Below are 11,976 nucleotides of genomic sequence, written 5' to 3'. Positions count from 1 at the left end.
CAAAGTTTGCTGCCCTCACCCAGTGGTTGCCCGCAACGCCGTCGTCCGAATCCTGGGCCCCCTCCGCATGGCCGTGGGCAGGCGATCTAGTCGTTGCTCTGCGCCCGGTACATCGAACCTGCGCTGTTTCGCTCGAGAAACCCGGTGTCGACGAGCTCGCGTCGCAATGTCGCGTAGTCGTCGCCGAAGAAGCTGCACAATTCGTTGACCTGATGCTCCGAGGACCATCCCGTCGTACTCAGCTGGCGTGCGATTGCCTTCAGAAATTCGGGTCGGTCCCGGCTGTACCGAGACATGTCGGTCGGTGGGGGCGTCGTGCGCGGAAGATTCCGAAAACTCTTCACGGTGTTCTCGTCCACAACGAGTCGATCGTCCACCCGGGTCACCACCGACAGGGTCAGCAGGCGTGCGATCGCTTTGTGTGTCGCACGGACCGACAGTGACGTGTGGGATTGCAGCGCAGCCAGTGTCGAGACTCCACTGCCGATCGCGAAGAGGACCGCCCGAAGATCCGAATCCGCGAGAGCATGAAGCACGCCGGTCGCGTGGTCCAGCAGCGGCGCATCGTCGTGCACGCCGATGGACTCGAACCGCAGCGGAACCCCGGTGGCGGACACCATCTCGTCGGTGAAATCGACCTCGCGAACGGGCTCCGATCGCTTCTTCAGAAGGCCGATTCCCGGAAGCGTCAGGGTCTCGATGTCGTCGGCACCGAAACGCAGAATGGCATTCCACAGAGGATTCGACCCGGCCGGAGAGAACGAGTTCTCTACGGCGGCAACGCCTCCCATCGCAACGTGTGGCCACAGAGTACGGAGGATCCGTGCGTTCGACACCAGGGATTCATCGTCGATCCAGACCAGGTCGAATGGGCCGATGTCGTGCAGATCCCGAGGGGGCAAGTCGAACAAGGACTCGGTGACCGACTCGCTGGGACTAGCGACGAAGTTCCAGAGTTGGGGCGAGACTTCGGGTGCCGCCGATTCGAGAGCCCGCGACAATGCGGTTCCGGCGCTGCCGGCACCCACGGTGACCACTTTCTTCGGTTGCAGCATCGCAACCAGGCCGGACAGCAACGCGTCAGCGCGCGCGGTGGAGTGCTGTGGATTGCTCGCCATGGTGTACCTCTCCTCCGAGATCTCGAACGTTCGGGCAGCACGCTGCTGCGGTGAGCGGATCAGAGAGCGTCGAATCGCTCTCGTGCACTGTCGATTTCGTGCATGTGAGCGGCCGCCCAGGCCAACAGCACGTCGACGGGTGCCCGAAGAGTTTTGCCCAGTTGCGTCATTCGATACTCCACCGCCACCGGGCGAGTACTGAGAACCGTGCGTTCGATGATTCCGTTGCGTTCGAGCTTCCGCAGCGTTGCGGTGAGGGATTTCTGAGTCACCGCCGGAATTGCACGGCGCAGATCGTTGAATCGGCAGGGGCGCTCGCACAGTTCGTTGAGCACCTGAAGTGACCATTTGTCCAGTACCTGATCCAACAGCTCACGGTGAGGGGCACTGATCGTCAGTTCTGTAGCGGCATCGGCGGTATCGGTCATGAAACCAGGTTCCCTTGAAGTGTCCTTTGTGTACCAAGTATCAATGCTATACCGCGATTCGGTCACCACGAAAGGAACTCCATGAGCGTCACTCGATTCACCCCGTCCGGCATGATGCAACCCACCCCGTATCACCACGTAGCAGTGGGCCAGGGGTCTCGACATATCCACGTCAGCGGTCAGATTGCGCGCAACGAGGACGGGTCGGCGATCGCCGAGAACGACCTCGCCGGGCAGGTGGCGCAGGCGCTGCGCAACACCGCGATCGGATTGGCCGGTGCAGGAGCAACATTCGAGGACGTCCTGCGGCTGACGTTCTACGTCACGCACTGGGCTCCGGAGCGGATCGGTGAGTTCATGGACGGCGTCACCCGCGTCGTCGAGGAGATCGGACTACCTACTCCGATGCCACCTGCGTCGCTGATCGGCGTGGACTACCTGTTCGAGCCCGACGTTCTCGTCGAGGTGGAGGCCACCGCGATCCTGGACTGACCTGCTGGCCGGTGAATTCCGGGGGCCGTCGAAGTCATACTCTCGAATCCAACCGACCCCAGGAGTGACATGGCCATACTGACCTACAACATGCATGTTTCCCTCGACGGCTACATCGAAGACTCGGCGGGCAGTCTCGACTTCTCGGTGCCCGACGCGGAGTCACATCGATTCTCCAATCGGCAGACCGAAGCGACCGCTGCGTTTCTGTTCGGACGCCGACTGTACGAGGCCATGGATGACTTCTGGACAGATCCGGAACGCCTCGACGGCGACGAAGTAGAGGCGGAGTTCGCCGAGCTGTACAAGGCCACTCCCCGGATCGTCTTCTCCGACACCCTCGACTCCGTTCCCGACGGCTGCCGCCTGGTGCGCAGCGCAGACGCGATCGCCGAGGTGGAGCGGCTCAAGCGGGAGACCGAGGGAACGCTGGCTGTGGGAGGAGCAGCCTTGGCAGCCTCACTGGTCGACCTGATCGATCAATTCGAGGTCATCCTGCTGCCGACGATCCTGGGCAGTGGCAAGCCCTACTTTCCGGTGGGACATCACCTCGACCTCGTTCTCGCCGAACAGAAGCTCTTCCCGGTATCGGGATGGATGTACCTGCGCTACAGCGTCTCTCGCTGACCGGCGTCGGGTGCTTTCTCGTCGGGCGCACAATGAACACATGGATACCGGAGATGGTCGCAGCTGGCTGACGCTGCCCTCGCATCAGTTGTGGCTCGACACCGAATCGTCGAGGCTTCTCGATTTCGGAACCACACTCGACCACCCGGCCGGTGGTGCCGCGTGGTTGGACGACCGAGGGAACCCCGACCTCGATCATCCGGCCCATACGTACATCACCGCGCGGATGGCGCATGTGCACTTTCTCGCCTCGATGCTGGGACGGCCGGGGTCTCGGAGGAAAGCCGATCGGGTGTTCGAGGGATTACTGACGACGTTGCGAGACAGCACGAACGGTGGTTGGTTCGAGTCCAGTGCCGACGCGTTCTCGCCCGAAGCAGTGAAATCGGCCTACACGCATGCCTTCGTGGTACTTGCCGCGTCGGCTGCTACCGCAGTGGGGCACCCCCATGGCCGACAGCTTCTCGAGGAGGCACTTGATACCGTCGAACGTCGTTTCTGGGACGATCATCACGGGATGTGTTCGGACACATGGACTGCGGACTGGTCCGTGCTCGACGACTACCGCGGGATCAATGCCAACATGCACATGGTCGAGGCACTGCTGGCCGCTGCAGATGCCGGCGCACCGCGGATCTGGCGCGAGCGGGCACTGCGCATCTGCGACAACGTATGTCGCTGGGCCGAAGCGAACGACTGGCGTGTTCCGGAGCATTTCACCGCCGAGTGGATCCCGCAGCTCGAGTACAACAGCGACGACACCGCCAACCAGTTCAAGCCCTACGGAGCCACAGTCGGCCATGGATTCGAGTGGGCCCGGCTTCTCGTGCAGGCAAGCCTCGATGCGAGCGGGCACGACCGTATCGCCGCCGCCCGAGCGCTCTACCACCGCGCAGCGGTCGACGGCTGGCAACCCGGGCCAACGCCCGGATTCGTCTACACCACGGACTGGTCGGGGGAGTCGGTCGTGACCGAACGTCTGCACTGGGTGCTGTGCGAGGCGATCGGTGCGGCGGCGACACTCGCGCGCCACACCCGAGAAGACCGCTACGAGCAGGACTACCGCACCTGGTGGGATGTCGCCGCCGAATACTTCCTCGACCGCGCCGACGGCTCCTGGCATCACGAACTCGACAGCAGCAATCGTCCGGCCGCGACGGTGTGGAGCGGCAAGCCCGATCTCTACCACGCCGTCCAGGCGACGTGGATCAGTCGATACGAACCGGGTTCGAGCATGGTGGCTGTGCTGCAGCGCAATTCGCACTGACGTCCATCAAAGACAGCCGAGCACCAAGCCTCAGAGCACTTCCGCCACCAGTCTGTTGCTGACCGATCCGACACCGTCGATCTCCACGCTCACGTGATCGCCCGGCTTCAGCAACAGCTGCGGCTTACGGCGATATCCGACGCCACCGGGGGTGCCGGTGAGAATGACGTCACCGGGCTCGAGGGCGGTGAACGTGGAGATGGTCGCGATCAAGTTCGGCACCGTGAACAGCAACTGCGACAGATCCGATTCCTGTACCTTCTCGCCGTTGACGACGGTGCGGATGCCGCAGCTCGCGAGGTCCACCTCGCCGGGGCAGATGATGCGGGGGCCGAGGGGAGTGCTTGCGTCCCATGCCTTTCCCTGCATCCACTGGTGCGTCCTGTACTGGAAGTCACGCATCGTGATGTCGTTGGCGACGGTGTAGCCCAGAACGTGGTCGAGCGCGTTCTCCTCGGTGATGCGCCGGCCGGAGCGTCCGATGATCACCGCCATCTCGCCCTCGTAGTCCACCTCTGCACTCTCCGGCGGTACGGCGATGTCGTCGTAGGCCCCGATGAGACTGGAGGCGTACTTGGGAAACATCACCGGATACGTGGGGAACTCGCGTCCGGTTTCGGCGATGTGGTCGCGGTAGTTCAGGCCGACACAGATCACTCGGGCCGGGTCGGTGACCGCCGGGAGCACCCGCACGTCCGAGATCGGCAGGCGCTCCTGGGTCAGCCGATCCGCGCCGGCGAGTGCCTCGAGCGAGCTGGTCCGTCCGATCGCGTCGATGCCCTGCAGCGGAATCAGAGTGTCGCCGTCGACCTCGCCGACTCCGCGAATGTCGTTGTGCTCGTAACTGATGTAGGCCATCGGTCAGATCTCGCTCTCACTCGTCTTGCGCCAGCTCGCCAGTTGTCCGCCCCACAGATTCACCGACGCGGGTACCGGACGCCACTGCCGCGTCACGTACGTGGCTCGGTCGTCGTGGAACTTCTCCATCTCGGCCGAGAGCTCGATGTGGTTGCCGGCGAGATCGTCGAAGAAGACGAACAGGTTGTTGCCGGGGCCGTGACGGCCCGGGCCCCAGACGACGTCGACGCCGATCTCGGTGAGGCGATCGCACCAGGACTTGAAGTCCTCCCACTCGGCGAGGTCGTAGGAGTAGTGGTCGAGATTGCCGGGGTTGCCGTTCTCGACGACGGCCAGGGTGTGGTGATCGCGGTCGCTGCGTAACCACGCGAACTTGCCGTCCTCGAGCTGATCGGAGATGCGGAACCCGACGGTGTCGACGAAGAACGAGACCATCTGCGCCACGTTGTCGGTGCCGAGAGTGGTGTGCTGAAACTTGATCGGGCGTCGTCCCGGATCGGCAGCGTTCTCACCCTGGCGCGCGACCGGCCCGTGGAAATGCACCGTCGTGCCGTCGGGGTCGGTCACCGAGATGCCCGACGGTACGCCGACGGCATGGTCGATCACGGACGGATCCAGATCCGCGACATCGTGGCCTGCGTCCTTCAGTCGCGCGGTGATTCCGGCGATACCGTCGGAGTCGCGGACTTCGAAGCCGTAGTGAGACAGTCCTTTCGGACCTTCGGTCAGATCGAGAACATGGTGTCCGAGGCCCCAGCCGAGGCGCAGGCCGCCGCTCGCGAGTTCCTCCTGCACCGTCAGACCGACGGTGCGGCCGTAGAAGTCGGCGGTGGCGGCGACGTCGGGAACGGTGAAACCGATGTGCGAGACGGCGGTCTGTCGCAGCGTGCCCACAGCACCACCTTCCTGCAGTGTGTTCCTGGTCGGAGTGGTCATGTCAGTGATCCGCCTTTCGGGGCGTCGATGGGGTGGGAACGGGGGCGTCGGTGTAGACGGTGACCCGAACCCGGTCGCCGCGGCTCGGGGGCAAGAGGTGTCCGACGAACACGCTGTGGTTCAACCAGTTCCACTCTTGGTCGGCCACTTCGAATCGAGGGTTGGTCGAGCAGTACCAGCGGTCGACGTCGGCACCGCCGCCGGAGAAGATGCGCTCCATGGTGGCGTCGTCCTGGGTGCCCCAGCCCTCGTTGGTGACCATGATGGGCACGTTGTCGTCGGTGACGATCGTGTAGCGAGCCCACAGATGGGTGACGCCGTCGGCGCGTACGAGGTTCCAGTCCGCACCGCCGGGCAGGATCGTTCCGGATCCGGCCGGTCCCTGGAATCGGCCGCCGGTGATCGGGATGACCCGGCGCATTCCGTGCGGGGTCGGCCCGATGACCACCGGAGGAGCCAGCTCGACGTCGAGGGTGAAGACGTGATTCATTGTGGGCATGGACATCTCACTCACCTGCCGGCAGCAGTCGCCCGGCCGCAGGTGACGCTGCCGCATCGATCGGGGCCGCATCGAGGCCCTTCGGGGCTCCGCCGGGGATGACGAGGGCGATGAGCGCAGCCAGGACGGTGGCCCCGGCACAGACGTAGATTCCCATGTCGAGTCCGGTTTCGAGGGCCGTACGGGCAAGCGGTGCAACGAGATCCGAGATCGGGCCGAGATCGGCGTTGGCCACCGCCAACGGTCCGCCCTGCTCGGCGACGCCGGAGGCCACGCCCACCGCCTCGGGAGGGAGGGAACCGTCGGACAGGTTGGAGGTGAGGGTGGCTCCGGCAACTCCGAAGGCCACGGCGCTGACGATCGCGGGGCCGAGGCTCTGGCCGGTTTCGCGAACGAGACTGGTGACCGCGCTTGCCATTCCGGCGTAGTCGATGGCGACGGCTCCGACGGCGACGGCCGTCAGTGCGGTGAACATGGTGATGAATCCGGTGCCGAGCAGCAGGATCGGGCCGGTCATGGCGAGCAGTGAGGTGGAGTCGCCCGGTAGCTGAGCCATCCATATCTGACCGATGGCCAGTGCCGAAAGCCCGGTGACCAACAGGGTGCGGGCCGCGACGCGCATCAACAGGCGCGGGAGCAACGGAGTGAGGAGCAGCGGTACGGCTTGGATGAGGGCGAACGGTAGAGCTGCCTGCAGCGGGCTGACGTGCAGGATCGCTTCGAGTTTCACGCTGAGTGCGTAGGCGGTTCCGATGAACCCGAACATCGCGAGCAAACCGATCAGGGCGGCCGCCGCGAAGGCGGGCGTACGGAAGAGCGCGAGGTTCAGCATCGGGGTGCGGGCTCGCTGCTCGCTGATGACGAACGCGACGAACGACGCTACGGCGAGAACGAAAGTGCCCACGATGACGGGGCTCGAGTAGCCGTCCACGGAGCCCTGGATCACCGCGTACAGCAGCGCAAGCAAAGCGACGGCGATGGTGATCTGGCCGGGCCAGTCGAGTCCGCGTCCGGCGGGATGACGCGAGTCGACGATCACCGCGGCGCTGACGGCTGCGGTGACGAGACCCAGCACGGCGGGAATGGCGAACGACCAGCCCCAGCTGAAGTGTTCGGCGGCGAAGCCGCTGATCAGCGGGGCGATCATGGCACCGAACGCCAGGCTGACCGCCCAGAGAGACAGGGCGCGGGCTCGTTCCTGACGTTCCGGGGTTGCCGAGACCAGCATGGCCAGTGACGTGGGAAAGATTGCGGCAGCGCCGAGTCCGGCGATGGCCTGCCCGGCGATCAGCTGCGTCAGAGTTCCCGACGTTCCGGCGACGACGTCTCCGACGAAGACGAGCACGCCGCCCCAGCCGAGCAGCCTCTTGCGGCCGAACATGTCGCCCAGCACGCCGAAGTTGAGCTCGAGGATGGCGGTGGGAAGGATGAACGCGGCCGGGATCCAGGCCAGCGCCGCAGCGCTCGCTCCGAGGTCGCGTTGGATCACGCCGAGAATGGGCGCTGCGAGCGAGACGCCCATCTGGGCGACGCCGATCGCGAGGCAGCAGGCGATGAGCGTGCCGCGATCCAGCGTGTGTTGGGTGGGTTTCATGTGTTCCTCGTCCGGAGGCCGTGTCCTGTAAAGCAGGACTGCTGTTGTTTAATACAGGACAGTGTTCATGGCCTGGATCACAGCTGTCAAGGGTGTTGGTTCGTTTGATGACACTGCAGTCCTGACAGTCAGAACTATGATGACGACATGGCTTCGGAAACTAGTGGATACAGAGAACGCAACAGCACGGCCGACCGCGCGCTGATCATCCTGGGCATGTTCACCGAGGATCGGCTGCAGATCAGCGCGAACGATGTTGCCGAGGCTCTCGGCAGTGCCCGCTCCACGGCATATCGATATCTGCAGACGTTGGTCGGCGCATCGTTTCTCGAGGAAGCCCCCAACGGCGGCTTTCGGTTGGGTGTCGCGGTACTCGAACTTGCTCGATTGGCCCGGCGCGGTTACGGATTGACGACGATCGCCCAACCGGTGATGCGCGAACTTGCCGATGAGGTGGGCGAAACCGTGTTGCTCACCAGGCTCGTCGACGACACGGCAGTGTGCATCGAGCGGTGTGAGGGAGCCAAGCAACTGGTGCGCCTGAGCTACGAGCGGGGGAGTCGACTGCCCATCAACGCCGGCGCGTCGGCGCTGACGCTGTTGGCCTGGTTGCCGGAGAAGGAAATCCGCTCGATTCTGGGTCGTCACGAGCTGCAACGCTTCACCGATCGAACGTTGACCGACGTCGATCGCCTCGTCGATCGCCTCGAGCGGATCCGCACCACCGGCTACGGCCTGACTGTCGCCGAGGTGGATCCGGATGCGATGGGAATCGCCGCACCGATCTTCGACGAGTCCGGTTCGTTGGCAGCGGCATTGAGCATCGTCGCGATCAGGCGTCGAGTCCCGGAGGACCGGACCGACGTGCTCGTCACCGCAGTGCGGGCCGCGGCGCAGACGCTGTCGACGAGATTGGCCGTCGTCAGTTCGTAGCGTGTCCTATTTTATGGGACAGCATTCCTATTTAACGTGATGCACGCTACGTTGGTGGTGTGGATACGAGATTCGACACCCTCTACGACGTAGCGATCTGCGGCGCCGGTCCGGTCGGGATGACCGCGGGCCTGCTGCTCGCTGCACGAGGGCTCCGTGTCGTCGTTCTCGAGCGGCGCTCGACGACGAGCGACGAACCCAAAGCGATCAGCATCGACGACGAGGCGCTGCGCACCTATCAGCAGGCAGGTGTGATCGACAGAATCCTGCCGATCGTCGTGCCCGGCACCGGAACCCGCTACTACGGACTCGACGACGAACCGCTGTTCCACGGCGGCGCGGAGAGCGCCTACCGATTGGGCTACCCGTTCAAGAACCCGTTCGCGCAACCGGACCTCGAGCGTGTGCTGGCCGAAGCGCTGCACACGGCGCGCAATGTCACCGTTCGGTTCGACACCGAGGTCACGTCGATCGTGCAGGACGCGGACGCCGTGGCCATCGAAGCGGGCGGACGCACGGTGCGAGCCCGCTACCTCCTCGGTTGCGACGGCGGACGATCGACCGTCCGAAACCTGCTCGGTATCGGGATGATCGGACGCAGCCACCCGGAATTGTGGTTGGTGGTCGACACGCTCGGCGACCCGCACATAGAGCGCTACGGCATGCACCACGCCGATCCGAGCAGGCCGCACGTGGTGGTGCCGGGTCTCGGTGGCCGCTGTCGATACGAATTCCGCCTGTTCGAGGGGGAGGGTACGGCCACCGACGCGCCGCCGTTCGAGCTCATCGAGAAACTCGTCTCGCGCTACCGGCCGATCACACCCGCCCAGGTCGAACGAGCCGTCAACTATCGATTCCACGGCCTCGTAGCCGATCGATGGCAATTGGGGCGCTGCTTCCTGCTCGGCGACGCCGCACACATGATGCCGCCGTTCGCCGGTCAGGGTCTGAACTCCGGCATTCGTGACGCCGCGAACCTGACGTGGAAGTTGGCCGGCGCGCTCGACGGTTGCCTGCATGAAAGTGTGCTGGCCACATACCAATCCGAGCGCGGCCCGCACGCCGCCGCGGTTGTTCGCGCGTCCGAGCGGTTGGGTCGCGTGGTGATGACGACCAACCCTCGCATCGCGGCCAGGCGCGACGAGTTGGTCCGGGCCGCACTGGCCACCGAGAACGGGCGACGCTGGTTCGAGACCATGGCCTATCGTCCGCCGTACCGATTCGCCGACGGGCTCGTGCTCCCGGGTGACGACACCGGGAGCGTCATCGGGCAGCCCCGGGCCTTCGACTCGGCGACCCGAACCATCCGCCCGCTCGACGAGATACTCGGAACCGGTTGGGCGCTGGTGGGAGTCGACGTGCACGACACGGCGGAATGGGCGCACGCACGTGATATCGGGCGCGGCCTACACGCCGTCGAGGTCGCCGTGCCCACCGATCGCACGGTGCCGAGAATCGACGGCATCAACGTTCTACTCGACGTCGACGGCGGTCTGGACGACGAGATGCGGACGTACACCGGAAGATTCGTGCTCATCCGGCCCGACCGCTTCGTTGCGGCCGCGTGGCATCCGCACGACGGTGACGACGTTCGAGCCGCGGTGGCGTCGTGGATCGGAACTTCGGCGAGTCCTTCCGAACTGTCCTACATCGAGACGAAAGGCATCAGCTATGCGTGAACTTCCCACCCCGCTGCCGACGACAGTGGTCCGCCGCACCGCGCCCCCGACTCCGCGGCACGAGGCGGACGTCGACTGGAACACGTCCAACAAGTTTCTCAACGGGCCGTTCGCGCCGTGGCACGAGGAGACCGAGGCGTTCGACCTCGAGGTCATCGGGAAACTCCCCGACGATCTCGCCGGCGCGCTGTTCCGAGTGGCCGACAATCCACGCTTCGAGCCACTCGACACCGACCGCTACCACTGGTGGGAGGGCGATGGCGGCGTCGCGGGCACCTACATCCGCGACGGTAAGGCGTCGTTCCGGATGAAGTGGGTGCACACCGACACCATGAAGATCGAGGTGGAGGCCGGGGAAGCGCTGTACAGCGGTTTCGTCAACGGCTCCGGCAAGGCCAAGCGAGATCTGCCCGCGGGCGCGCCGCCGTCCAAGAGCGTCGCCAATACCAACGTCGGGCTGTTCGCCGACCATCTGCTGGTGTACTACGAAGGCGGACTTCCGCATTCGATGCACCCCGAAACTCTCGATACGCAGGGCACGTACAACTTCGGTGGTGCACTCGACATCCTGTGCACGGCGCACTACAAGATCGAACCGTCGACCGGAAACATGCTGTTCTACTCGGCCATCGGGCCGAGACTGACGTGGTACGAGGCCGATACCAGCGGCACCGTCGTCGATTCCTTCGGTTTCGACATGGGGTGCCCGGCAATGGTTCACGATTACATCGTGAGCGAACACCTCGCGATCTTCCTCATCTCGCCCAACCAGTTTCGCCTCGACCGCATCATGGAGGGGCGACCCGGCGTGCTCTGGGACGAATCGGCGACGCCGAACGGCAGCAGATTCGCCGTGCTCGACCGTCGCACCCATGAGGTGAGCTGGTACGACACCGGCCTGATGCTGGCCCCGACGCACTTCTTCAACGCGCACGAAACCGCCACAGGAATCGTGGTGGATCTGCACGTCATCGCGCGTCTGGGCAATCCGGCCGACGACTCGGACGAGCCGATCGACTCGCACTCCTGGTTTCCGCCCGCGATGGCCTGGCGGTTCGTGCTCGATACCGCGACCGGGACGACCACCCAGCACATGCACAGCGGGATCGCGGGTGAATTCCCGAAGATCAACGACGCGTGGCTGGGCAAGGAGAATCGCTTCGGCTACTTCGCCACCACTCGAGATCTGTCTCCGCTGACTCTGACGGATGGGCTTGCGCGCCATGACTTCTCCACCGGCCAGACCATCGTGCTCGAAGGGCCCGACGGATTGACCAGCCCCAGCGAACCGGTCTTCGTCCAGCGTCGAGGAGCGAGCGGCGAGAACGACGGATATCTGCTGACCCTGTGGTGGAATCCGGCGACCGGACTCTCCGAGCTGCTGGTGCACGAGGCCGACGCGTTCACCCGCGAACCTCTCGCGCGGGTGAAGCTTCCCGTCCGAGTTCCGTTCGCGTTCCACGGATCCTGGGCCGAGGCCGAGGTGCTCGACGCAGCGATCGCAGCCCAGCGGTAACGAAGAAAGAACACCGAGAATGAAAGAGC

The 11,976-nt window shown here is 64.7% G+C and carries 12 protein-coding genes; 6 read left to right on the top strand and 6 right to left on the bottom strand.

Translation table 11 applies throughout. The annotated features are described in order from the left end of the window. Positions 1–86: 86 nt before the first annotated feature. Positions 87–1,118, bottom strand: a complete 1,032-nt coding sequence (locus R3P93_RS13170) for a DUF2087 domain-containing protein (protein WP_317533190.1) — start codon at positions 1,116–1,118, stop codon at positions 87–89. A 59-nt stretch (positions 1,119–1,177) separates the two neighbouring features. Next, entirely contained in the window at positions 1,178–1,546 is a 369-nt protein-coding gene (locus tag R3P93_RS13165; protein ID WP_094669097.1) for a winged helix-turn-helix transcriptional regulator, read from the bottom strand. An 81-nt stretch (positions 1,547–1,627) separates the two neighbouring features. Between R3P93_RS13165 and R3P93_RS13160 the strand changes: the two genes are divergently transcribed. The 3 genes from R3P93_RS13160 to R3P93_RS13150 all read left to right on the top strand — a co-directional run bounded on the left by R3P93_RS13160 (position 1,628) and on the right by R3P93_RS13150 (position 3,932). Then, positions 1,628–2,038, top strand: coding sequence for a RidA family protein (locus R3P93_RS13160; protein WP_094687657.1), 411 nt, complete (start codon positions 1,628–1,630; stop codon positions 2,036–2,038). Positions 2,039–2,107: 69 nt separating this feature from the next. Further along, positions 2,108–2,665, top strand: coding sequence for a dihydrofolate reductase family protein (locus R3P93_RS13155; RefSeq protein ID WP_317533189.1), 558 nt, complete (start codon positions 2,108–2,110; stop codon positions 2,663–2,665). Between the two features lie 40 nt (positions 2,666–2,705). Next, positions 2,706–3,932 (top strand): AGE family epimerase/isomerase, encoded by a 1,227-nt coding sequence (locus R3P93_RS13150; protein WP_317533188.1) that lies wholly within the window; start codon positions 2,706–2,708, stop codon positions 3,930–3,932. A 30-nt stretch (positions 3,933–3,962) separates the two neighbouring features. Here R3P93_RS13150 and R3P93_RS13145 read toward each other — a convergent pair whose 3' ends face one another. Genes R3P93_RS13145 through R3P93_RS13130 form a run of 4 tightly spaced genes read right to left on the bottom strand, consistent with a single transcriptional unit; the run spans position 3,963 to position 7,819 of the window. After that, positions 3,963–4,790: a fumarylacetoacetate hydrolase family protein gene (locus tag R3P93_RS13145; protein WP_317533187.1), complete on the bottom strand. Its 828-nt coding sequence runs from the start codon at positions 4,788–4,790 to the stop codon at positions 3,963–3,965. Between the two features lie 3 nt (positions 4,791–4,793). Further along, the gene (locus tag R3P93_RS13140; RefSeq protein ID WP_317533186.1) at positions 4,794–5,726 is read right to left on the bottom strand and encodes a VOC family protein; all 933 of its coding nucleotides are present in this window, start codon (positions 5,724–5,726) and stop codon (positions 4,794–4,796) included. A 1-nt stretch (position 5,727) separates the two neighbouring features. Next, positions 5,728–6,231: a DUF3237 domain-containing protein gene (locus R3P93_RS13135; RefSeq protein WP_317533185.1), complete on the bottom strand. Its 504-nt coding sequence runs from the start codon at positions 6,229–6,231 to the stop codon at positions 5,728–5,730. A gap of 1 nt (position 6,232) precedes the next feature. Then, complete coding sequence (locus R3P93_RS13130; RefSeq protein WP_317533184.1) at positions 6,233–7,819, bottom strand: MFS transporter; 1,587 nt, start codon at positions 7,817–7,819, stop codon at positions 6,233–6,235. A gap of 147 nt (positions 7,820–7,966) precedes the next feature. Between R3P93_RS13130 and R3P93_RS13125 the strand changes: the two genes are divergently transcribed. The 3 genes from R3P93_RS13125 to R3P93_RS13115 are packed head-to-tail and all read left to right on the top strand — an operon-like array spanning position 7,967 to position 11,947. Beyond that, entirely contained in the window at positions 7,967–8,752 is a 786-nt protein-coding gene (locus R3P93_RS13125; protein WP_317533183.1) for an IclR family transcriptional regulator, read from the top strand. 59 nt (positions 8,753–8,811) lie between these two features. Then, the gene (locus tag R3P93_RS13120) at positions 8,812–10,431 is read left to right on the top strand and encodes an FAD-dependent monooxygenase (protein WP_317533182.1); all 1,620 of its coding nucleotides are present in this window, start codon (positions 8,812–8,814) and stop codon (positions 10,429–10,431) included. After that, positions 10,424–11,947: a carotenoid oxygenase family protein gene (locus R3P93_RS13115; RefSeq protein ID WP_317533181.1), complete on the top strand. Its 1,524-nt coding sequence runs from the start codon at positions 10,424–10,426 to the stop codon at positions 11,945–11,947. Before R3P93_RS13120 ends, R3P93_RS13115 begins: the two co-directional genes overlap by 8 nt. Positions 11,948–11,976: the final 29 nt, after the last annotated feature.

This window comes from Rhodococcus cerastii (assembly GCF_033042195.1).
Taxonomy (GTDB): Bacteria; Actinomycetota; Actinomycetes; order Mycobacteriales; family Mycobacteriaceae; genus Rhodococcoides.
This window is presented reverse-complemented; position numbering and strand designations above follow the sequence as displayed.